The sequence below is a fragment of the Acinetobacter sp. CIP 102529 genome (assembly GCF_000368325.1).
In the GTDB taxonomy this organism is placed as follows: domain Bacteria; phylum Pseudomonadota; class Gammaproteobacteria; order Pseudomonadales; family Moraxellaceae; genus Acinetobacter; species Acinetobacter parvus.
In genome coordinates this window covers 873,912-897,495 of record NZ_KB849355.1, presented here as the reverse complement: position 1 = coordinate 897,495, position 23,584 = coordinate 873,912, and the positions used below count along the sequence as shown (strand labels likewise).

The following is a 23,584-nucleotide window of genomic DNA, read 5'->3' as shown; positions in this document are numbered from 1 at the left end:
CTTTTAATATATTTCTGTTCAAAGGCTGCTGAAAAAACTTTAATTTTCGGTACACTAGTCATGTTTTATTCATTTCATCGGACTTCTATAACAATGACCCACGTACAACTGCAACAATTACAAAAACAACTTTGGAATATTGCCAATACTTTGCGTGGCACTATGGGCGCCGATGAATTCCGTGATTACATTCTGGGTTTTATTTTCTTTAAATATTTATCAGAAAAAGCGGTGAACTTTGCCAATGAATTGCTCGATGGCGAAGACCTCAGCTTTTTAGAATTAGATGAAAATAATGCTGAGCATGTGCCCTACATCGAAGAAATTAAAAAGAATGCCATTGCCGAAGTCGGTTATGCGCTCACACCCAAACAGCTATTCCATACCTTAGCCGAGCGTGGTCGTCAGGGCGAATTCATTCTGGATGATTTAACTGCGACCTTAAAATCGATTGAACAAAGCACGTTAGGCACCGACTCTGCCGATGACTTTGCCAACCTGTTTGAAGATTTGGATTTAAACTCGACCAAGCTCGGCAATAATGCCAGTGACCGTAATGCACTGGTGGCGAAAGTCCTGAGTCATTTAGATGATATTGATTTTGATATTTCCAATACCGAAGCCGATGTACTGGGGGATGCCTATGAATACCTGATTGGCGAATTTGCCTCAGGTGCGGGCAAAAAAGCGGGGGAATTCTATACCCCGCAAACGGTATCGACTTTACTGGCGAAGATTGTCACCCAAGGCAAAGAGCGTTTACGTTCAGTCTATGACCCGACTTGTGGTTCAGGTTCGTTATTGCTACGGGTAAAACGTGAAGTAAAAGATGTCGATATGATTTACGGTCAGGAAATGAACCGTACCACCTACAACTTGGCGCGCATGAACATGATTCTGCATGACGTGCATTTTGCCAAGTTCGACATCAAGCAGGAAAATACTTTAACCCGTCCGCAGCATTTAGATAAAAAGTTTGATGCGGTGGTGGCGAATCCGCCATTTTCTGCAAAATGGTCTGCCGATCCGTTATTTTTACAAGATGAGCGTTTTGCTTCTTATGGCAAACTGGCGCCAAGCTCCAAAGCCGATATGGCTTTTGTACAGCACATGCTGTATCAACTGGATGACAACGGCACCATGGCGGTGGTGTTACCGCATGGCGTCTTGTTCCGTGGTTCCAGTGAAGGCGTGATTCGTCAGTATTTGATTGAACAGATGAACGTGGTGGATGTCATTATTGGTCTACCCGCCAATATTTTCTATGGCACGTCTATTCCAACCTGTATTTTGGTGTTGAAGAAAAACCGTGAGCAGAGCGGCAATATTCTGTTTATTGATGCCAGCAATGATTTTGAAAAGCAGAAGAATCAAAACAAGTTATTGCCTGAGCATTTGGATAAGATTGTTGCGGCATTTGAAAAGCGTGAAAATATTGAAAAATATGCGCATGTCGCGACCTTGCAAGAAGTCAAAGATAACGATTACAACCTGAATATTCCGCGTTATGTCGATACCTTTGAAGCGGAAGCCGAGATTGATTTAGATGCGATTGCAAAACAGCTTCAAGCTTTGGAACACGACAGCCAAAAAACCGATGCCATCATTGCAGATTTCTGCAAAGAGCTAGGTATTGTTTCACCTTTTGCGGAGGTGAAGTAATGGCTACGCCAAAGTTAAGATTTAAAGAGTTTGATGGGGATTGGAGTTCTCAGACATTAGGAAACATAGCTAAATTTATTTCAGGGTATGCTTTTGATAGTGAAAAATTTGATGAAAATGGTAGAAAACTTATAACACCTAGAAACTTCACGACATATGGGCGTGCATTATTTACTGAACAAAATACCAAATTCACAATTGAATCTTGTGATGAGAAATTTGTATGTCGAGGAAATGATCTATTAATATTACTTACTGATTTGACACAATCATGTGAATTATTAGGTAAACCTATTTTATTGCCGCATCTGAATGAAGAAATTTTATTAAATCAGCGAATTTTAAAAGTTGAACCAAACCAAGATGTAATCGGTAAGGTATTCTTATTGAATTTCTTTTTAACTGAAAACTATTTAAAGCATATTAAAGAGACTTCAACTGGAACAACAGTACGACATTCATCTCATAAGATTTTGTCTAAATATGAAGTTTTTTATCCATCCAAAGCAGAACAAACCAAAATTGCCTCTTTCCTTTCCGCAGTCGATGAAAAGATTAGCCAACTGACTCAAAAACATGAGCTACTTAGCCAATATAAACAAGGCATGATGCAGAAGTTGTTTAGCCAGCAGATTCGTTTTAAAGCGGATGATGGCAGTGAATTTGGGGAGTGGGAAATAAATATAATTCGTGATGTTTTCACAAATAAATCTAAAAATTTTAATCCTCAGAACGAGGGGAATTTACCCTGTATTGAATTAGAGCATTTATCTCAAAATACTGGGAAAATATTAGGCACTATTGAAAGTTGTGAACAGCAAAGTACAAAAAATTTGTTTGAAAAGAACAGTGTTTTGTTTGGGAAGCTACGACCATATTTAAGAAAATTTGCTAAACCTAAATTTAAAGGCGTTTGCTCTAGTGAAATTTGGGTACTAACAGGTTTGAAAATATCGAATGATTACTTATTCCAGTTTGTTCAAAGTGAGCAATTTACCGAACTAACGAATATTCAATCTGGTTCTAAAATGCCAAGAGCTGATTGGAATGTAATAGCAGATTCAGAGATTGAATTTCCTTGCCTAGAAGAACAAACCAAAATCGCCAACTTCTTATCTGCCATTGATCAAAAAATTGAAGTTGTGGCAGAGCAAATAGAACAAGCAAAAACTTGGAAAAAAGGCTTGTTGCAGCAGATGTTTGTCTGATTTACCCCCCTAAATCCCCCCTTTGCAAGGGAGGACTTTCCACGAAATTAAAGGCTGAATATGATTCGTGGAGTTCCTCCCCATATTAAGGGGAAGTTAGGTGGGGTTGCACTTGACGACCATGTCCTGACAAGGGGGGTAGGTGGGGAGGGGGTAAATTTTTCAGCCCTCACCATCAAAAGGGGAAGTTAGGTTGAGAATAAATTGAGAAAAACCATGACACAAAAAATATTTAACAAAATAGAATATAAGCAACGCCGTCAAACATTACGCAATAACATGACCGAACCTGAAAAACGGTTATGGGGGATTTTAAGAAATAGCCAGTTTGGAGTGAAATTCCGTAGGCAACATGGTATTGGGCATTATATTGTCGATTTTTATTGTCCAGAATTAAAATTGATTATTGAGGTCGATGGTGAAAGCCATTTTTTCGAAGATGCCCAAGCTTATGATAAAATTAGAGATAAATTTATGCTAGAGTTGGGTTTAACGACCATTCGATTTAGCAACCATGAAGTTATGACGAATATTGATGGTATATGTCAATTAATACAGCAGGTTGTAAAAACCCCCTCTAACTCCCCCTAAAATAGGGGGAGAACAGCACGAATCCCATGACTTATAAGATTCGTGGTAAGTCTCCCCTTAATAAGGGGAGATTTAGAGGGGTTTAGATTTAGCAGGTTAAAATTAGGGCGATTAATCATGGATAAATTGAGTTTTAAATGACAGTACAAAGCGAATACCAACTTGAAAATAAACTGATTAGCCAGCTCAAGCAATTGGGATATGCTGCGGTGACCATCAAGGATGAACGCCAACTACTGTCTAACCTGAAAACACAAATTGAACGTGCCAATGGACTTGCGCCACTGTCAGAAACTGAATGGAAGCAGGTCATTAGCTTTCTAAATACAGGCACGGTATTTGAACGGGCTAAAAATTTACGTGACCAGTTTCCTGTTAAATTTGATGATGGTTCAAGCAAGCACATCTTCTTTTTATCAGATGATCCAAGTAAAAACGTATACCAAGTCACCAATCAAATCACCATCGACCACCGCGACTATAATGGCAGAACCAGCCGTTTTGATGTGACTTTACTGGTCAATGGTTTGCCTTTAGTTCAAATTGAATTGAAAAAACGAGGCATGGAAATTGCCGAAGCCTTTAATCAAACGCAACGCTATATTCGTGAAGCATATTGGGCAGGGCAAGGGCTATTTGGTTTTATTCAGCTTTTTGTCATTAGTAATGGTGCAAATACTCGCTATTACTCAAATGGTACGACTGGGATTGAGTTTGCCTTTCCATGGGCAGATGTTGCCAATAAACACATCAATGAAATTGTCGACTTTGCCGAAGTATTTTTAAATCATCAGCATCTTACAGACATGCTGACTCAATACATGGTAATGCTGGAAACCACCAAAAGCCTGATGGTGCTGCGTCCCTATCAGATTTATGCGGTGCAGAAAATTGTGGAGCATGTGCAAAACTCCGATCAGAACGGCTATATCTGGCACACTACAGGTTCAGGTAAAACCCTGACTTCATTTAAAGCCAGTCAGATCATCATGAATATGCCTGATGTAGAAAAGGTCTTGTTTGTGGTGGATCGTAACGACCTCGACACACAAACCTCACGTGAGTTTAATGCTTTTAAAGCGGAGAGTGTGGATAGCACAGACAGCACGCATACTTTGGTAAAACAACTCGATCAACGCCACGACAAACTGATTGTGACCACCATCCAAAAGTTAAATCGTGCGATTAGCACAGACCGCTATTTAGAACACATCAATTATCTAAAAGACAAGAAAGTCGTATTCATTTTTGATGAATGTCATCGTAGCCAATTTGGTGATACCCATCAAAACATCAAAAAATTCTTTAGCAATGCGCAAATGTTTGGATTCACGGGAACACCGATCTTTGAGGAAAATAGTCAATCTAAAGCAGGTTTGAAACTCACCACAGATTATTTATTCAATCAATGTTTGCATCAATATGTCATTGTAGATGCGATTCGAGACCGCAATGTATTGCAGTTCCAGATTGATTACCGTGGCAAATATACTGCTAAGGGTATGGCAAGCAATGACCAGTTTGATGAGGCGAGGTCGGGTGGGGTTTTTGACCCCCTAAATTCCCCTTATCAGGGGAACTTGCCAACACTTAATTCCCTCCCTGCAAAGGAAGGAGAGGCTTTACCCCTTCCCCTTTTAAAGGGGAAGGTCGGGATGGGGTTAATAGAAAATCATGAGCAATTTGACGAAGATGTCGAGGGGATTGATACCCAAGAGCTATATGACAATCCGCAGCGATTAGAAATGATCGCACGTTATATCGTTGAGACACATGACACCAAAACCAAGAATCGTGAATTTACCGCAATGTTTTGTGTGAGTTCAGTTGATACCTTGACCCAATATTACGACCTATTTGAGAAAGTCCAAGCGGAAAAGCAACAACAAGACGAAGCGGAGGGGCGATTATTTAAACCTCTCACCATTGCGACCATTTTCTCCTACGGTGCGAATGAAGCTGTTGAGAACAACGACCAAAATGGATTGATTCAAGAAGAATCAACGGATACTCCGAACCAAATAAATCAGTCTAGTCGTGATAAATTGGATCGCTATATTGCCAATTATAATGCTCAGTTCGGCACGAATTATAACTCTGGTGATGGATTCTATGCCTATTACCGTGATATTGCAGATCGGGTAAAGAAAAAGCAGATTGATATTTTACTGGTCGTAAATATGTTCCTCACGGGCTTTGACTCAAAGCCGTTAAATACCTTGTATGTCGATAAGAACCTTAAATATCATGGTCTAATTCAGGCTTTTTCACGGACTAACCGTGTCTACAATGATAAAAAACCATTCGGGAATATTATTAGCTTCCGTAACCTAAAACGTGCCACCGATCAAGCATTGGCATTATTTTCAAATAAAGAAGCACGCAAGACTGTACTTGTCCCAAGTTTTGATGAAATCAAACAAGATTATGAGCAAGCGGTTGAAAAGCTACTCAGTATTACGCCTGATTATCAAACAGTAGATGATTTAGTCACAGAAGATCAACAACTAGAGTTCATCAAGGCATTCCGTGAAGTGATGCGCTACAACGCCCAGCTACAAACTTTCATTGAGTATGATCAAGACGACACTAAGCTTGATAAGCAGCACTTTGCGAATTTTGCATCCAAATATGCCGATCTCTGTCGAGCAATTCGTAAGACCACCAAGAAAGAAAAAGTCTCTGTGTTGGATGATGTCGATTTCCAATTGGACCTACTGCACAGTGACCGCATTAATGTGGGGTAAGAGATGGATCCGTAAATTTGAACAACTCCTATAAGTGATATTCTGCTCCTCAAATGATGTTATAAACATCAATATATGGAGTATTTTATGGCACGTAGACCAAGAAGAAATCATTCAAATGATTTTAAAGCTAAGGTAGCACTTGCTGCGATTAAAGCAGAAAAAACACTTGCTGAATTGAGTGCTGAATTTGATGTTCATCAAAACCAAATTATTGACTGGAAAAATCAATTGATCTCAGCTTCCTCGCAAGCTTTCGATCAATCAAAAGCTCCATCAGAACCCCCCATTGATCTTAAAAAGTTACATGCAAAAATCGGTGAGCAGGCATTAGAAATTGATTTTTTAGAAGGTGTGTTGAAGAAACTGGGCCGCTTCAACCACAAAAGTTAATCGACGACTCACTTCAGATTTCAGTATCTAAACAAGCTAAGCTGCTGAAAGTCTCCCGTGGTTGTTATTATTATCGCCCAAAACCTGTTAGCTCATCAGATCTGAAGCTGATGCGATGTATTGATGAATTACATATGCAATATCCTTTTGCAGGCAGTCGTATGATGCGTGATTTGTTGAATCGTCAAGGGCATCATATAGGACGACGTCATACACGTACTTTAATGAAGAAAATGGGTATTCAGGCGTTATATTGCAAACCAAATTTAAGCCAGGCTAATCAAGCTCACCGTAAATATCCATATCTGCTCAAAGGGTTGGCTATTCAGCGCAGTAATCAAGTGTGGTCTACGGATATAACGTATATCCCTATGGCAAAAGGCTTTGTTTATTTATGTGCTGTGATTGATTGGCATAGCCGCAAGGTACTTGCGCATAGGGTATCGATTAGTATGGAGGTGGATTTTTGTATTTCGGTTTTAAATGAAGCGATTGAAAAATATGGATCACCTGAAATATTGAATACAGACCAAGGCAGTCAGTTCACCAGTGATGCATTTATTGATGTATTGAAATCAAATGGCATTCAAATCAGTATGGATGGTAAAGGTCGATGGGTAGATAATGTGATGGTTGAACGATTATGGCGGAGCGTTAAATATGAAGAGGTGTATCTCAAAGCTTATAGCAGTGTCACAGATGCGAAAAAGCAATTAAGTGCATATTTTGAGTTTTATAATTTGAAACGACCTCATTCGAGTCTAGACAAAATGACACCAAATGAGTTTTACTATGATCAGCTACCCCAACAAAACAAGGTGGCTTAACTAGAGCGGAATATCACTTATAAATACGCTTTTAGTTGTTCAAACAAGTGGGACCACCTCTGTATATCCTGACACTGCTACAGATGGCAGTGAATGCTGAAACTGATGAGCAGCGTAAGAAATACGAAGCTCAAGTACATGATCTGATTGGTAGTGATATTAGCTTGCATGACAAGCAAGATTTGATTCAAAAGTTCATCGAAGAAAATATGCCTAAGATGATCAACGGGCAAAGCGTCCAAGTGGCTTTTGCTCAGTTCTGGGATGCGGAAAAAGAGCAAGCCTATCAGCATTTCTGTGAGCAAGAAAATTTAAAACCTGATGTGATGAAACAGGTTTTAGATAATTATGAGTTTAATAAACGTCTTCCACGCAAAGAGGAGATGAAAGAACTGCCAAACTATAAAGTCAAGTTATTTGAACGGGATAACGTGTTGACCAATTTATTGGTGAAAACACGTCAATTGATTGAGAAGTTTTATGTGGGGTTGTAGTGTAAGCGTCCGCTGAACCCCATGGTATTTTTTAATTTTGGTCGGATTTCCAGCGGTGTGGTAGCAATTCTTCTATTTGGGTCACTTTATGCGTCGGCAGTTTTTTCAGCTCATCACTGAGATAGGCATACGGATCCAGCCCATTCAGCTTTGCTGACTGGATTAAAGTCATGATATTGGCCGCTCGTTGACCACTACGCAGCGAACCTGCAAATAACCAGTTCTTGCGTCCCAACCCCCAGGGACGCATCTGATTCTCTATCCAATTGTTACAAAGCGGCGCTGTTCTGCTATACCGTCAGTCTTTTTCCTGATCCACCTCTCTTATAATTGCTTAAGTTGTGTATGCATGTTTAAACACCCATATAGAGGATTAAACCACAAAAGGCCGAAGCAAAAATCACATACACCACATTGAGCTGAAATTTGAATAGTGCAATACATGCAGCCAAAGTAATAAATGCCGCTTCATAATTAAAAGGGTGATGAAAGCCGTTTGGCCAGAGCACATGATAACTAAAGAACAAGGCAAGATTGAGAATGACACCGACCACAGCAGCAGTAATCGCCGTGAGTGGCGCAGTAAATTTAAGTTCATTATGCGTGGATTCAATCATCGGAGCACCTGCGAGAATGAACACAAAGGAAAACAGGAATGTAAACCATGTGACAATAACTGCTCCAATTGTCCCAGCTAAAAATAAATGATCAGCACCCAATAATGCATGGTTATATGCGCCTAGAAAGCCAACAAAAGCCACCACCATGATTAGTGGGCCTGGGGTACTTTCACCCAGTGCCAGACCATCAATCATCTGGGTTGGATCCAGCCATGCATAATGATTGACCGCACCTTGATAGACATAGGGTAAAACCGCATACGCACCGCCAAAAGTCAGCAAGGCAGCTTTGGTAAAGAACCATGCCATTTGGGTATAGGCATGTTGCCATCCCAGTCCCAGAGTCAAAACCAGCATTGGAACAAACCAGAGTAATGCTGCAATGCTCAGGATTTTGGCGAGTCTGGCCCAATGGAAAACTGCATGTGCAGGCGTCGGGGTATCATCATCTATCAGGGCTGCCCCATAACTTTTATGATCATTTTGATGGGAAGCCTGAGCGTTAAATAAATCTGGTTTTTGCTTACTCAGCACATAGCCAGCAATCGCAGCCGCTAAAATGATTAAGGGAAAAGGGGTGTTGAACACAAAGATGGCAATAAACGCAGCCACCGCAATCAACCAAAGATAAGCATTTTTTAGTGAGCGGCTGCCAATGCGGTAAGTTGCATGGAATACAATTGCGGTTACGGCAGGTTTAATCCCGTAAAACAGGCCTGCAATAATCGGTACATCACCAAACTGAACATAAATCCATGATAGGGCAATCAGGATAAATAATGATGGCAGAACAAACAAAATGCCAGCAACTAAGCCACCTGCGGTTCGGTGCATGAGCCAGCCAATATAAATGGCAAGTTGTTGTGCTTCTGGGCCAGGGAGTAACATGCAATAGTTGAGTGCGTGCAAAAATCTTTTTTCAGAAATCCAGCGTTTATTTTCCACAAGTTCCTGATGCATTACCGCTATTTGGCCAGCAGGCCCGCCAAAGCTGATAAACCCCAATTTAAGCCAGAAGCGAAAAGCATCCCAGAAGGAGACAGATTGAATCGGAGGTAGGGTATCTGATGGTTGCATGGAAATTTCCAAAGAATTTGTTTTTATGGCGAATGATGAATAGCTGGACTGATTTAACCTCGATATTTTAAGGAGTGAATCATTCAAAATGATGAAATGGCAGAGTTGTTAAAGATATTTTCATCACTTTGAATGTTTTTATTAAACCATAAGTTCTTTCAAAAATGCCCACGGAAATATGCCTTTATCATGTCCATCATCAAAGCAGATTTGAATGCCGTAGCCTTGTGAGTAAATCGCTGAAATGGCAACATTTTCAGGATACTGAATCTCTTTCTGTCGTAAACGACTGGCACGGCAAAATCCGCAGGGGCAATTGGCTCTCAATTGCTCATGGCTAAAATTCTTATGCTGACCATCTGCCCAACTCAGCAATAAAAGTTGTTGTTCAACATTGACCTTGATTTCAGTTGGTTCAAGCTGCATTAAGTTTCTCCTGAATCAAGGCCAGTCCAATACGAATCGATTTACGTACTTCTGGATCGGGGTCTTCGGCGTGTTGTAATAAAATATTCTGTGCTTGTTCGCCGCCAATTTCACCTAATGCAATTGCCACTTCCTTACGCAAGTTGCTGATGTCATGCTGGAAATTTTCCTGTAATTTTGTAATCGCAGATTTGGCTTTCAGTAAGCCCAGACTACGCGTCACTGCAATTCGCACTTGCCAATAGCTGTCATCCAGTTGTTGCAACAGGATATTTTCCAGTTCGATCGCTTTCAGCTTGCCAATGGTCAAGGCGGCTTCTACACGCAATTGCCATTCTTTCGCAGTCAATGAACTTTCTAAAGCGGCTAATATTTCAGGGCTTAAACTTTGGCTTGCACCCAAGCCACCTGTGGCAATGCGCCGAATTTCGGCATCATGATCATTTTTAGCAATTTCAGCCAAAGCCACCAAACCTTGTTGTTTTTGCAGCCAGCTTAAGGTACTGACAGCTTCCTTACGCACTAAAGGGTTGGCATGCTGAACATGCTGTAAAATATCAGTAAATAACTGTTCAGCACGTAATTCCCTGATGGCTCGCAAGATTGAAGCAATCACAAAATCATCCTGATGTTGTAAATAAGTCGCTAAATGCTCAGCAGATTCAGCTATTTTAATTTCACTCAGGCTTTGTGCCGCAGCCAAGCGTACATTGTGATGCGAATCGGTGAGGGCTTGGGCTAAGGTGTGCAGCGAGGTGGTATCTTCCCAGCCCTCTAAACGGGTGGCTGCCAGTTCACGTACTTTGGACGCTGGGTCATGTATTGCCGCATGATGCAGCCAAGCCAATAATTCAGGCTGTTCTTCATCGGCAATATTCATAATCGCCACGAAACGGATATTTTCATCGTCCTGATTAAGCTGCAATATATAATCAGCATAATCTTCATCAAGATCAGGCAGTGTTGGGTAATCTATACTCATTTTTAATCTTCCTAAACAGCGATTCTCTGATTCAGACCCAACGGATTCAGTCGGCTGAGTTCAGCTTGTGTGGCGTGTTTTAATACTTGAATGCAATGTTTTTTAATCTGGGTAAATTCAGGTGAGGTGACCAGGTCGACATGACGAGGACGGGCAAAATCCAGCTTGATTTCCTCAATGATCCGTCCAGGCCGATGGCTCATGATCAGTACTCGATCTGCAAGAAATAAGGCTTCATCAATATCATGGGTGATAAATAGCACTGAGGTTTGAATGTTCTGCCAAATCTCCAGTAATAGTTCCTGCATCTTTAAACGGGTCTGGGCATCCAGTGCGCCAAAGGGTTCATCCATCAGCAACACGCGAGGCTGATTAATCAGCACACGCGCAATCTCGACCCGTTGCTGCATGCCACCTGAAAGTTCAGCAGGATATTTATGTTCAAAGCCTTTCAGCCCGACCGCAAACTTAGCTCAAATTTCGACCAAATAAAATCTCCTTAAAAGAGAGCATTTGTATAGATTGTTCTTGTCAACACAAAAAAGCCGCCATTGGCAGCTTCCTTGTAATAGTGAAACATTAAACTGTGCGTTTATTTCTGGAGAGCTGATGCAACACCGATACCAGTAAATCAATTTCCTCAGTGGTATTATAGAACGCCAGAGAGGGGCGGACAGTTTGTTCCACACCGAAACGTCTTAAAATCGGCTGGGCACAGTGATGGCCTGATCGAACCGCAATGCCATGCTGATTCAGCGTCTTACCGACTTGCTCAGTCGAATAACCATCAAGCACAAAGGACATCACGCTGGCTTTGTTTTTGGCCGTGCCAATCGGGCGTAAACCCTTGACACTGCTTAGCGCGTGTTGACCATATTCCAGCAAGTCATGCTCATAACGGGCAATATTGTGAATCCCAATGCGTTCCACATATTCCAGTGCAGCCCCTAAACCCACCGCATCGGCAATATTGCCTGTACCTGCTTCAAACTTATTTGGGGCAGGCTGGTAAACCACCTGCTCAAAGGTGACATCCTCAATCATGTTGCCACCGCCTTCCCAGACAGGCATGGTTTCGAGCAGCTCAGGCTTGGCATAAACCGCACCAATGCCTGTGGGGCCAAACACCTTATGGCCAGAAAACACGAAAAAGTCAGCATCCAGTGCCTGTACATCGGTGGGCATATGCGACACCGACTGGGCACCATCGACCAGTACTCGTATACCTTTGGCATGGGCAATCTGAATCACTTCAGGAACAGGTGTCACTGTACCCAAAGCATTGGATACCTGAGTGATGGAAATCAGCTTGGTACGCTCATTAATTAACTTGGGTAATTCAGCCAAGATAATCTGTCCCGTATCATCCACAGGAATGACACGCAGTTTTGCCCCGACTTTTTTAGTCAACTGGAACCACGGCACAATATTGGCGTGATGCTCCAGATGAGAGACAATGATTTCATCACCCTCACCAATATTCTGCTCGCCCCATGTCTTGGCAATCAGGTTGATACCCTCAGTTGTGCCACGGACAAAAATGATTTCTTTGGATGATTTTGCTCCAATAAAACGAGCCACCACATTACGGGCATGTTCATAGGCATCGGTGGCACGGGCTGCCAGTTCATGCGCTGCACGATGAATATTGGAATTTTCATGCTGGTAGAAATAGGAAATCCGATCAATCACGCTTTGCGGTTTTTGTGTGGTCGCTGCATTGTCAAACCAGACCAGAGGACGGCCATTGACCCGTTCTTGCAAGATGGGAAAGTCACGGCGTATGGCATGTACATCCAGTGGCTGTGCCGAGCTGGCAAGAAACTGCGGTTGTGACGGTTGATAATTGCCATAGGCCTGATGGCTTGATGGAATATCCAGAAAGTAAAACCCCGAAGATGACTGACTTGGTGACTGTGGCTTTTGCTCATCCTGCAATAAACTTTTTAATCCATCACCTTGAGGTAACTGGAATGATTGTGCTGTGGCAAAACGAGTAGCGTCAAATTCAGCACTTGACGTTTTGGGTGCGGCTAAATCATTTAAAAAATAAAATGGTGAAGCATCACTGGATGAAGGGCGTGATGGCTCAACCAATGCCACATTGGGCGCACTATGAACCGCTTGTGGAAAAGTCGGCTCAAAGGGTGGCTTAGGCAGGTTTGCACCACCGACCACTGGCGCAGAAGCCACCGCACGGCGTTCAGGATAATCAGGATAGTTCGGAATATGCTCAGGATACTCAGGGTTTAAACTTTTTTCATAGGCAATATTGGGCGCACGACCACTCAGGGCTGCCAATGGTTCAGCAGGCTGTGGCGGATGTGGTGGCGTAGCAACGGGTAAATCCAGATTCAGTCCAGATGGATGACCACTCCCAGAACTGGGCAATGCCGCAAAAAACTCTGAGGCAAGCCGTGAAAGTGTTGCTTCATCTGGGAAGCTGGACGGTGGCTGAACACCGACCACTTCAGAACCCGTTGGACTACTGTTTGGATTATTTGTAGTTAACTGGGTAGTCATGATACTTGTCCACCTCCACATCTTCGAGTACCGCAAGGGCATCATCAGTTAAAACCGCGAGTGAGCAATACAGTGAGATCAGGTAAGACGCAATGGCATTGCGGTTAATGCCCATAAAACGTACCGAAAGCCCAGGAGATTGTTCACCTGCCAGACCTGGCTGGAACAAGCCGACCACGCCCTGACGTTTTTCCCCAACACGCAGTAACAGGATCTTGGTTTTGCCATCTTCCACAGGGATTTTATTGGATGGAATCAAAGGTACACCACGCCATGTGATGAACTGAGAACCAAACAGGCTGACCGTTGGTGGTGGAACGCCAAGGCGAGTACATTCACGGCCAAATGCGGCAATCGCATCTGGATGGGCAAGGAAAAACCCTGGCTCTTTCCAGACCTTGCGCAACAGGTCGTCAAAATCATCTGGAGTTGGTGGGCCACTCAGGGTTGAGAGACGCTGCTCGTCTGCCACACTGGCCAATAAACCATATTCTGGGTTATTGATCAGCTCGCTTTCTTGGCGTTCTTTAATGGTTTCAATGGTTAAGCGTAATTGTTCTTTAATTTGATCGTGTGGGCTGCTGTAAAGATCGGCAACACGGGTATGGATATCTAAAACGGTAGATACTCCATTTAGGAAATATTCGCGCGGTTGTGCATCATAATCCACAAAGGTTTGGGGTAAAGTAGCCTCGTCACGTTGTGTGCAAGCAACTTGAATGTCATCAGTGTTGCTGACACGGTTAACGCGATAAATACCCGCTTCTACAGGTAACCATTGTAGTAAATGGGTCAGCCAGCGTGGTGTAATGGTCGAAAGTTGTGGAACAGTCTTGGTGGCATTCGCAAGCTGTCTGGCTGCCTGCCGCAACGCTGTGGGTCAACCAGACATTTCCGCCAATAATTGAACCTCGGCCAATAGTGATGCGACCTAGAATGGTTGCTCCTGCATAAATCACCACATGATCTTCCACAATTGGGTGACGGGCATAATCTTTTTTCAATGCACCATCATCATTCAGCTCAAAACGCTTGGCACCGAGAGTAACCGCCTGATAAATGCGGACATATTCCCCAATTACAGAGGTTTCCCCAATCACCACACCTGTGCCGTGGTCGATAAAGAAGCCCTTGCCAATTTGTGCGCCAGGATGAATATCAATGCCTGTGGCAGAATGGGCCAGTTCGGAAATAATGCGTGAGAGCAGGGGAACACTATGATAAAGCTGGTGTGCAACCCGATGATAAATAATGGCAAAAATACCTGGATAGCATAGCAGCACCTCATCCACGCTATGTGCTGCTGGATCACCCTCATAGGCGGCACAGACATCAGCATCCAGCAAACGGCGAATCTCAGGCAGGGTATTGGCAAAATCCTGCACAATGGTCTTGGCCAAAGCAATTTGCTGCTCGTAGAGCAAATGGTCATTACTGGAGACAGGAACTTGCTTTACCCGACTTTTGGCCTCGTAATTCAAGGCCAGCTTAACCTGTGAGAACAGCTCATTCAGCACACGATCAAGCGTATAGGCAATGTAATAGTCCTCCGTTTCCTGACGCAGGTCACTTGGTCCTAGTCGCATTGGAAATAAAATGCCACACAAGTCATCCAGTATGGATTTAAGAGATTCCCTGGAAGGCAGTTCACGTCCGCCAAACTCCTTGATGCGATGTTGACGTTCACGCCATTCATGACGTGCTTGTTGTAAGCCCTCAACAACAGGCTGGATTTTCCATTTGCTCACGCTGATTCCTTGCAAAACCAAGTATTAAATTAATCTGAAAATCGCTGGGTGAAAAAACAGCATCAATCTTGTAACCACGGTAACTGGTGGGTACGCCAGCCATTGCTTTGGTTGCGTTGCTGCAATTCATTCAGGTCACCCTCAAAACCCTCAAGCACATTGTAGACCTGGGCAAAACCCACGCTAAATGCAGCAGTTGCGGCCAGAGCCGAACGTTTGCCACTTCGGCAGAGCAACAGAATGGTTTTATCCTTGCCGACCTTGCTTTCAAGTTCTTTCAGGAAGCGCGGATTGCGGTTGAATGAGGTGCCAGTTGCCCATGCAACATGGATACTTTCAGGTACATAACCGACAAATTTGCGTTCCTCACTGGTACGCACATCAACTAAAACAGCATGACCCTGTTCAACCAGACACCATGCTTCGACAGGCGGCACACTGCCCGTAAAATCGAGTTCATTTTCATCAGCATAGTGGTGGGCACGCTGTAATATTTCTTGTGGGTTTGCAGATAAACCGTGAATTGTAGTTGTGGATTCTACGGCTTGGGTAGAATCAAATTGAGCATTCATTTTTTTATAACCTTTATACATCAGCTGGATGATGTTTTTATCTTAGGACTGTTTTTATATTCAGGAAAATAATCAAAATTTATTTATATATCTATTTTTGATAAATAGAAGGATTTTATTAAATGAGTGTGGATATGGATTTTAAAACTAAAAATCTTATTTTAAGTGGATTGTATGATTAGAGATTTATTTATCACAATTAAATATTTTAAATTTACATCAAACCCACACCTATATAAGTTAACCTTAAATCGAATTCAAGGTTAATGTATATAAGGTGGATCAAGTAAAACCTGAACCGTATCGGGTTTGTCGGAGACTTTTTTATTTAAGTTAGGCCAACTGACCTAACGGATTAATCTTATCATAGTAGATTTCTTCAAACTCAAAAGGCGATACATAACCCAGTGCACTGTGTACACGCTTTTTGTTGAACCAATCTACCCAATTTAATGTCGCAAGTTGTACATCTGCTAAACCTTGCCAATCTGCTTTTAAATATTCAATCACCTCTGTTTTGTATAAGCCATTCACCGTTTTAGCCAAAGCATTATCGTATGAATCACCCGTTGTACCGACTGATGCTCGTAAATTTGCTGCTTCTAAACGATGGGTATAGCGAATAGAAAGATATTGAACACCTCTATCGGAATGATGAATCACATTCTTTGGCATGCCTCGATCGTGCAATGCTTGCTCCAGTGCATCGAGCACCATATCTGTATTCATGCGTGTCGATACTTTCCATCCAACAATTGCTCGTGAGAACACATCAATAATAAAGGCGGTATAGACCCAGCATTTGTGTGGGCGGTCGAGCTCCGCCTGGATGAAAAAAGCGGCTGCTTTACGTAGAATTTCATTGGCACGCTTTAATTCTTTAATTTCACGTTCCATTTGCTTCATTTTTTCTTGGTCAGATATCTGTTGTACTTTAATGGGATTTTGCTGATCTAAATGCTTTTGATACCAAACATGTAGAGTTTCAGGAGTACAGCCAATTTTAGGCGCAATTGCAGAAACTGCTGCCCAGTTCGATGGATAATCTTTTTTAGATTCAATCAATAATTGAACCGCTCTTTCTCTGATTTCAGGGGTATATTTTAATTTTGTCATCGGGACCCTACGCTTCGCTACGTCTTGCGAAGCAATGCTTCTCATCTCAGAATATTGACTCTCCGACAGACTCGGTACGGTTCTCTTCATACATTTGGGTAAAACGAACGACACCATTTGTTTGCTGGATTTGCCCTATATCCAGACCTGAATCTTTAAACCATGTTAGATAATCCCAATGCTGTTGTTCCGCATAGTGGATCAGGCTGGCCAGAATGGTCGGTGGTGTAAATTGTTGCGCACCAGTTGTATGAATGATTCGTTTAGGCATAAGTCCGTTTTGCCCTCCAAAATAAACTCTTTTTAACCCTTTTGGATATCGTATAATTTTGTTTAACTTTCAACATGCTTTATAACAGACAGCTAGAAAAAGAACTTAAAAGGAAAATACCAATGTATCAGGTTGGTTGGGATAAACAGGAAATTAAAATTACACCAAAAGGCTATGCCATGTTTGGCTATGGACAATGGTCACATCGTGCCTATGAAAAACGTACGGCGTTATATGCACGTAGCTTTAGTATTATTGATCAGCAACAGCATCGGCTCATTATCTGCTGTCTGGATTTAGGTTGTATTACCCATGCCATGCGCAGTCAATCTATGCAGCGATTACAGCAAATATTGGGTTCCCAGTTTGATGAAAATCAATTGGTACTGATGGCAACCCATACCCATTCTGGGCCAGGTGGTTGCGCACATGAAGCCTTATATAACATGCCAACCCCAGGTTTTGTGCCCGAACATTTAAATGCAATTGTGGATGCCATTGTACTGAGTATTCAAACTTGCATTAATACTGAACAAGACACTGAGATTTGTCTTAGCACCCAGCATTTTGCCGCAGATACACCTGTGGCATGGAATCGCTCGATTAAGGCTTATAACCGTAATCCAGAGGTGAAGCCATATTCAGAGCGTGAAACACATTTGGCTTTAAACCGTGAAATGCAACTGATCGGTTTTTATCGGGAACAAAAGTTACAATCCTTTATTTCATTGTTTGGTGTCCATGCTACTTGTCTTGGTAATAAATTAAAGGCTTATGATGGGGACAATAAAGGTTATGCCGCTGCATTTTCTGAGCAGGCTTTAATTGAGCAAGGTATTCAAAATCCAGTCACGATTTTTGCTCAAGCCACTGCAGGCGATGTCTCTCCGCATTTTCATGGAAAAGATCAGCTTAAAATTCGTAACAAGATTAAAGGCGAACAGGAATACCAATATGCACAGCAAAATGGACGCTATCAAAGTGAACTGGCTTTGGCTGCATTCCAGCAATCTTTAAAGCCAATACAAGGAAAAATTGATGCGATATGTTCCTATGTGGATTTAAGCAATATTGAGATTCCACCTGAATTTGCACAAGGGCAGATTGGCGCAAAAACCAGTCAACCCTGTCATGGCACCGCTTTTTTTGCTGGTACGCCTGTCGATGGATTAGGCGCACCAAAGCCATTAATTAAAGTTATGCAGTTTTTGGCAGACCAATTGCGTAAACAAAAGAGCAAAAATCCCAAGGCAGCAGATTTTGTCAACTATCAACAACTCTATGCTTCACAGGGGCCGAAACAGATTGTATTAGAGGCAGGCTCTAAAAAGATTTTGGGTCAGCCGATTGGTTTTCCGCCCAGTATTCTTGATCCTCTCATTGCAGAGATGAACCGACAGGTCAAGGCGGGCGCGATTCAGCAGAGTCCATTGGTGCCAAACGTTGTGCCATTACAGATGATTCGATTGGGGAATTTGGCAATAGTCTGTTGTCCAGGCGAGTTCACCACCATTGCAGGACAACGGGTTGTGGATACGGTAAAACAGGTATTTGCTGATCAGTCTGATATAGAGCGCGTTTGGTTGGCCTCCTACTGCAATGATTATATGGGCTATGTCACCACCTATGAAGAATATCAGGAACAGGCCTATGAGGGTGGACATACCCTGTTTGGGCAATGGACACTGGCAGCTTGCCAAAGCAAATTCAAGTTATTGGCTGAACAATTATTGCTGGATAAAAATCAGCGTAATTATGATCAAGTCACACGACCAAAACCGATTCCAGAACAGGAACTCGCAAAACGAAGCAATTATGGTAATTTAAAAACTGCGACAAGCCAGGGAGAGGCAGTATGAGTGATTTAAAACAAGGCATCTGGTCGAACTGGTCGGGCTTCCAAAAAGCCAAGCCGCAACAGATTCTACAACCCACCAATATTCAGGAATTGCAGTCTATTGTTCGGGATCATGCAAAAATACGGGTGGTCGGGGCAGGGCATTCCTTTACCCCGTTAGTGTGTACCGATGCAACCTTAGTATTTTTAGATCGAATTTCAGGTGTTGCATCTTTCGATCTAGAACGTTGTCAAAGCAATATTTATGCGGGCACACGGTTATACGATTTAGATCAGTATTTACAGCAGCAATCCATTAATCAGGCTTTGATGAATCAGGGTGATATTGATCAGCAAAGTCTGGCAGGTGCGGTGTCAACGGGAACACATGGGACAGGAGCCGATTTGCACTGTATTTCGGCTTATGTGGAAGCCTTTGAATTACTTACCGCTTCGGGTGAAATTTTAAAATGTAGTCGAACTGAAAACCCTGAAATCTTTGCCGCTGGGCGTGTTTCCCTAGGAAGTCTGGGAATATTGACCAAGATCACCATGCAAAATCGTCCACGCTATAAACTCAGGGAACACATTGAGCTGTGTCCTGTTGAGGACATGATGCAACACATCCAGCAATGGAAACATCAGCATCGGCATATTGAGTGTTTTGTATTTTCCTATGAAAAACAGCTGATGCTGAAAACGCTGGATGAAACCGATGAGGAGATTTTGCCACGCAAGGAAAATTTCCCCTCGGATGATACCTTGCTGACCATGTGTTCTGAATTGACCAAAAGCTTTCCCTCACTGAATCCGTATTTACAGAAATTGTTGGGTATTTTTGTCAAACCAACCACCTATATTGACTGGTCGAGTAAGATATTTCCAACGCCGCGTAATACCAAGTTTAATGAAATGGAATACCATGTTCTCGTTGATCAGGGCATTGCATGTCTGGATGAGGTGTTGCGTGCCTTAAGAAAGCATCAGGTTGCCACCTTTTTTCCACTGGAATTTCGCTTTGTCAAAGCTGATGATATTTGGCTCAGTCCGTTTTATCAGCAGGATTCAATTTCGATTTCAGTACATCAATATCATAAACAGGACCCACGTTTAATCTTTGATGTGGTTGAGCCAATTTTGCAGAAATATCAGGGACGCCCACATTGGGGTAAAATGCATACGATGAGCACCGTACAGCTTCGGGCATTATACCCAAAGTGGGATGATTTTATGGCCTTGCGTCAGCAGCTTGACCCACAGGCCAAGTTTTTAAATCCATATCTGGAAAAGTTATTTTTAGCAAAAGATTAAAACAACAAGGACATCAGTATGCTGGATTATTTTTTTAAACAACTCAATCTTGATCTAAAAAAGCAGGGGATGGCGACACCGCAACTCATCGTGGACGAGGCTGCCTTAAAACAAAATATCCAGCATGTTCAAGTAAGACTTACCCATGCCCAACACTTAAAACCACGTCTGGTGGTAAAATCTCTGGCGTGCTTAGACTTATTAAAAATGCTGTCTGAACAGATCAATACCCAGCGATTTATGCTATTCCATCAACCGCATATCATTGCAATATTAGAAAACTTTGCCGAAGCGGATATTTTGCTGGGCAAGCCGATGCCAGCCCAAGCGGTACATCATTTCTATGAACAGCACTCGCAATGGTCTGATGCAAAGATTCAATGGCTGGTGGATACCACGCAGCGTTTAAAACAATATTTAGAGATTGCACAGGCGTATTCAATCTGCTTGCAAATGAATATTGAAATTGATGTCGGCTTGCATCGTGGTGGGGTGCAGTCAACCCAGCAACTCACTGAAATATTAAAGCTGATTCAGCAATATCCACAGTATTTAAAACTGTCGGGTTTAATGGGCTACGATGCGCATGTCACCAAGATTCCAGCCTTAATTAAAAAGCCAGGACAGGCGTATCAGCAATCACAACAGGTTTATTCCGAATATCAAAAACTGATTCAAAAACAGTTTCCTACGTTGTGGAATGATAATCTTTGTTTCAATGGCGGGGGCAGTCCTACTTTTAGTTTTCATACCACAGAAAGTGTTTGCAATGATCTGTCTTTTGGTTCGATGTTATTAAAACCAAGCGATTTTGACAGTCAGTTTTTAGCCGCTTTACGGCCAGCTTTATGGATTGCTACGCCAGTATTAAAAGTATTGTCTTATACCCAACTTCCCGCCATGTCTGTACTGGATAAACTGCCACACAAATCTAAAGCCCTATTTATTTATGGCGGCTATTGGCTGGCCAATTACGTCTATCCGAAACAAGCACATCCGCATTTTCTATATGGACGGAGTAGCAATCAGGAGTTAGTCAATGTGCCAAGAGATTGTGATATTCAGGTCGATGATTTTGTATTTTTAAGACCAACGCAAAGTGAAGCGATTATTCCGCAATTTTCAACTTTAAATTTATATCAGCGAAATACCTTTAAAACATGGCAAAGCTTTCGAGAATAGAAAAAAGCCTTGCACAATAACAAGGCTTTAGACATTCACATAAGCGCTTATTGCTTTACAATCAGCACAGGAATATGTGATTCAGTTAAAACGGCACGCGCAACGCTACCCAATAGCAGACGTTTTACCCCTGTACGTCCATGCGAACCCATAATGATAAGATCGGCTCCCACTTCATCGGCGACAAAGATAATACCCTCACTGGCTGGGCCATGATGAATTTTGGTTTGAACCTCAATTCCATCGCGAATGAAAGATTGAGAAATATCTTGTAGTTGGGTTTTAGCATGCGCTTCAGCCTGCATAAAATGATCGGTAATGGCTGGTACCACTTGATAAAAATCAACACCGACATATGGATCAACGGCCACCACGCTGAGTACAGTTACTTTTGCCCCTGATAATTTTGCTAAAGACAGTGTATGTTCAACTGCTGCATAGGAAATAGGGGAATCATCCACAGCGACTAAAATATTTTGATAAGACATATTTATTCCTTATTATTTATCGTTGTAAAAAGATAAAAGTACGATATAGGTTGATACCATATTGAACGTGGTCTAGCAAAATATAACGCTAGGAATATCATGGTATTTTTGTAATTCGGCTAAATATTAACTTTAGACACGATGCTGAATTTAACACTATTTAAAATCATGGGAACATTTGTGCTACTGAGTCTGGAAGCATTTAAACAGCAAAAATTTGATCAGATGGCCGCCAAAATTATGGATGACCCTGATAGCTATCTGGCTTTTGACTCCGTTTCGGATTTTTATAAAGCCACATGGCTGGATGAATTTCCACAGGGCACCACATGGTCAGCGACAGGACTGGATGATGGTGCTGAACACTTCTATGCCATCATTGAATACGGCAACCATTACCTATACATCAGCCATATTGAGCACGTAACGGTAAAACTATGTATGCGGTATCATTACAATAAAAATAACTAATCCGTGCAGTCACCCATTTTTTTCAAGAAAATTCTTTGTTCTACAAGAGACAGTGCTATAATTTTGTACAATCCCGAAATCCTAAATACAATGAAACGGAAGTTTAAAGATGGCACATCAATTTACAGTTAACGAAACAATTCACGGTGTTTCAATTGAAGATTTTTCAAGACTGGTTGCCGACACCTCATTGCATGAAGCAGTGTGTAAACGTATTCCAGGTGAGAATCTGGAAATTATTGAATCCAACATCAATGGCGACATTTATACCCTACGCCGTGAATATAACCTTGATGTAAATATTCCAGAAGTTGCGAAAAAATTATTAAAAAATGCGTTCCGTTTAAAACGTTCAGACATCACCAATTTGAAAAACCTGACTTCAACGGTTGAGCTGGGCGCAAACCTGCCACTGGAAGCGAAAGCTGAGCGTAAGGTAACAGGTAACGGTAACCAAGTAGACATTACTCTGACCTGGACGGTAAAGGTGAAAGTACCTTTGATCGGTGGAATGCTTGAAAAGCATGCAGAGGGCGAAATTCGCAAGTTTAGCCAACTTGAGATTGAAATTGTTGAAGATGAATTAAAGAAAAACCTTTAATTTAGATGCGATAAAAGAACTCTCCGTCAGGGGAGTTTTTTGTTTTTAGAAGCGTAGAAAATAGGGCAGAAGCGCAAGAATGACACCAACCACACTGAGTAAAGCGGTACTTTGACAAGATTCTTAAATGAAAATTATGGCAACCCGATTCAATATCCAATACGCTATTATTTACGATTTGATCAAAACAATTCTCTGTACACGACAAAAATAGATAACTCATTGAAATAATGTCACAATAATTGTTTTCTAACGACGAATACTATGACACATCTCAATGAGTTATATCTTATCTTAAACAAATCTCTAAAATGGAACAAGTCACATTTAAAGTGCTTTTCGCTCATCATGCTTGCGATCATTTTAAAGCAAACGTGCAATCTTTCTTCTGCATCTAAAGCCTTGCCCATCAAGTGCTTACCACAATCATTTTATCG

General features: G+C 42.0%; 17 protein-coding genes and 7 pseudogenes. 12 read left to right on the top strand and 12 right to left on the bottom strand.

Features of this window, described 5'->3' with window-relative positions:
* Window positions 1-93 precede the first annotated feature (93 nt).
* The 6 genes and pseudogenes from F972_RS09535 to F972_RS09505 all read left to right on the top strand — a co-directional run.
* Window positions 94-1,662 carry a type I restriction-modification system subunit M gene (locus F972_RS09535; RefSeq protein ID WP_004757592.1) on the top strand — a complete coding sequence of 523 codons (1,569 nt, stop codon included), beginning with the start codon at window positions 94-96 and terminating at the stop codon, window positions 1,660-1,662.
* Entirely contained in the window at window positions 1,662-2,870 is a 1,209-nt protein-coding gene (locus tag F972_RS09530) for a restriction endonuclease subunit S (protein WP_004682739.1), read from the top strand. Before F972_RS09535 ends, F972_RS09530 begins: the two co-directional genes overlap by 1 nt.
* A gap of 216 nt (window positions 2,871-3,086) precedes the next feature.
* Entirely contained in the window at window positions 3,087-3,461 is a 375-nt protein-coding gene (locus F972_RS09525; RefSeq protein ID WP_004682738.1) for an endonuclease domain-containing protein, read from the top strand.
* Between the two features lie 137 nt (window positions 3,462-3,598).
* Window positions 3,599-6,205, top strand: a pseudogene (locus tag F972_RS09520) (type I restriction endonuclease subunit R); the annotation flags it as partial.
* A gap of 78 nt (window positions 6,206-6,283) precedes the next feature.
* Window positions 6,284-7,428 (top strand): IS3-like element ISAba14 family transposase gene (locus tag F972_RS15410; protein ID WP_100834114.1). Its coding sequence is split into 2 segments (ribosomal slippage): window positions 6,284-6,548 and window positions 6,548-7,428, totalling 1,146 coding nucleotides; the frame shifts between segments, so codons are not numbered across the junction.
* A 62-nt stretch (window positions 7,429-7,490) separates the two neighbouring features.
* A pseudogene (locus F972_RS09505) lies at window positions 7,491-7,922 on the top strand (type I restriction endonuclease subunit R, EcoR124 family); the annotation flags it as partial.
* Between the two features lie 31 nt (window positions 7,923-7,953).
* On the opposite strand, the pseudogene F972_RS09500 reads toward F972_RS09505, so the two are convergent.
* The 11 genes and pseudogenes from F972_RS09500 to F972_RS09450 form a co-directional block, all read right to left on the bottom strand.
* Window positions 7,954-8,202: pseudogene (locus tag F972_RS09500) on the bottom strand (transposase domain-containing protein); the annotation flags it as partial.
* A gap of 73 nt (window positions 8,203-8,275) precedes the next feature.
* Window positions 8,276-9,619 carry a chromate efflux transporter gene (gene chrA / locus F972_RS09495; RefSeq protein WP_004682735.1) on the bottom strand — a complete coding sequence of 448 codons (1,344 nt, stop codon included), beginning with the start codon at window positions 9,617-9,619 and terminating at the stop codon, window positions 8,276-8,278.
* 141 nt (window positions 9,620-9,760) lie between these two features.
* Window positions 9,761-10,045 (bottom strand): gamma-butyrobetaine hydroxylase-like domain-containing protein, encoded by a 285-nt coding sequence (locus F972_RS09490; protein WP_004682734.1) that lies wholly within the window; start codon window positions 10,043-10,045, stop codon window positions 9,761-9,763.
* Window positions 10,035-11,027 (bottom strand): HEAT repeat domain-containing protein, encoded by a 993-nt coding sequence (locus F972_RS09485; protein ID WP_004682733.1) that lies wholly within the window; start codon window positions 11,025-11,027, stop codon window positions 10,035-10,037. Before F972_RS09485 ends, F972_RS09490 begins: the two co-directional genes overlap by 11 nt.
* An 11-nt stretch (window positions 11,028-11,038) precedes the next feature.
* A pseudogene (locus F972_RS09480) lies at window positions 11,039-11,488 on the bottom strand (ABC transporter ATP-binding protein); the annotation flags it as partial.
* A 118-nt stretch (window positions 11,489-11,606) separates the two neighbouring features.
* A complete protein-coding gene (locus tag F972_RS09475) occupies window positions 11,607-13,550 on the bottom strand; it encodes a family 2A encapsulin nanocompartment cargo protein cysteine desulfurase (RefSeq protein WP_004682732.1) in 1,944 nt (647 codons plus the stop codon).
* Window positions 13,525-14,421 carry a family 2A encapsulin nanocompartment shell protein gene (locus F972_RS09470; RefSeq protein ID WP_034428160.1) on the bottom strand — a complete coding sequence of 299 codons (897 nt, stop codon included), beginning with the start codon at window positions 14,419-14,421 and terminating at the stop codon, window positions 13,525-13,527. The genes F972_RS09475 and F972_RS09470 overlap by 26 nt, the downstream gene beginning before the upstream one ends.
* Window positions 14,405-15,319, bottom strand: a pseudogene (epsC, locus tag F972_RS09465) (serine O-acetyltransferase EpsC); the annotation flags it as partial. The gene F972_RS09470 and the pseudogene epsC, both read right to left, overlap by 17 nt.
* A gap of 41 nt (window positions 15,320-15,360) precedes the next feature.
* Window positions 15,361-15,870: a rhodanese-like domain-containing protein gene (locus F972_RS09460; RefSeq protein WP_010589149.1), complete on the bottom strand. Its 510-nt coding sequence runs from the start codon at window positions 15,868-15,870 to the stop codon at window positions 15,361-15,363.
* A 333-nt stretch (window positions 15,871-16,203) separates the two neighbouring features.
* A complete protein-coding gene (locus tag F972_RS14775) occupies window positions 16,204-16,986 on the bottom strand; it encodes an IS3 family transposase (protein WP_004769619.1) in 783 nt (260 codons plus the stop codon).
* A 91-nt stretch (window positions 16,987-17,077) separates the two neighbouring features.
* Window positions 17,078-17,311 (bottom strand): annotated as a pseudogene (locus F972_RS09450) (AraC family transcriptional regulator); the annotation flags it as partial.
* A gap of 68 nt (window positions 17,312-17,379) precedes the next feature.
* Here F972_RS09450 and F972_RS09445 point away from each other — a divergent pair.
* The 3 genes from F972_RS09445 to F972_RS09435 are packed head-to-tail and all read left to right on the top strand — an operon-like array spanning window position 17,380 to window position 21,587.
* On the top strand, window positions 17,380-19,116 hold the full coding sequence (locus tag F972_RS09445; RefSeq protein ID WP_004682725.1) for a neutral/alkaline non-lysosomal ceramidase N-terminal domain-containing protein: 1,737 nt from the start codon (window positions 17,380-17,382) through the stop codon (window positions 19,114-19,116).
* Window positions 19,113-20,405 (top strand): D-arabinono-1,4-lactone oxidase, encoded by a 1,293-nt coding sequence (locus tag F972_RS09440; RefSeq protein ID WP_004757606.1) that lies wholly within the window; start codon window positions 19,113-19,115, stop codon window positions 20,403-20,405. Before F972_RS09445 ends, F972_RS09440 begins: the two co-directional genes overlap by 4 nt.
* Before the next feature lie 18 nt (window positions 20,406-20,423).
* Window positions 20,424-21,587 (top strand): alanine racemase, encoded by a 1,164-nt coding sequence (locus tag F972_RS09435; RefSeq protein ID WP_004682723.1) that lies wholly within the window; start codon window positions 20,424-20,426, stop codon window positions 21,585-21,587.
* A 47-nt stretch (window positions 21,588-21,634) separates the two neighbouring features.
* Here F972_RS09435 and F972_RS09430 read toward each other — a convergent pair whose 3' ends face one another.
* Complete coding sequence (locus F972_RS09430) at window positions 21,635-22,075, bottom strand: universal stress protein (RefSeq protein WP_004676742.1); 441 nt, start codon at window positions 22,073-22,075, stop codon at window positions 21,635-21,637.
* A 180-nt stretch (window positions 22,076-22,255) separates the two neighbouring features.
* Between F972_RS09430 and F972_RS09425 the strand changes: the two genes are divergently transcribed.
* From F972_RS09425 to F972_RS15885, 3 genes and pseudogenes are all read left to right on the top strand, one after another.
* Window positions 22,256-22,546, top strand: coding sequence for a hypothetical protein (locus F972_RS09425; RefSeq protein ID WP_026040014.1), 291 nt, complete (start codon window positions 22,256-22,258; stop codon window positions 22,544-22,546).
* Between the two features lie 109 nt (window positions 22,547-22,655).
* Entirely contained in the window at window positions 22,656-23,147 is a 492-nt protein-coding gene (locus tag F972_RS09420; protein ID WP_004682721.1) for a DUF2505 family protein, read from the top strand.
* A gap of 264 nt (window positions 23,148-23,411) precedes the next feature.
* A pseudogene (locus F972_RS15885) lies at window positions 23,412-23,584 on the top strand (IS4 family transposase); the annotation flags it as partial.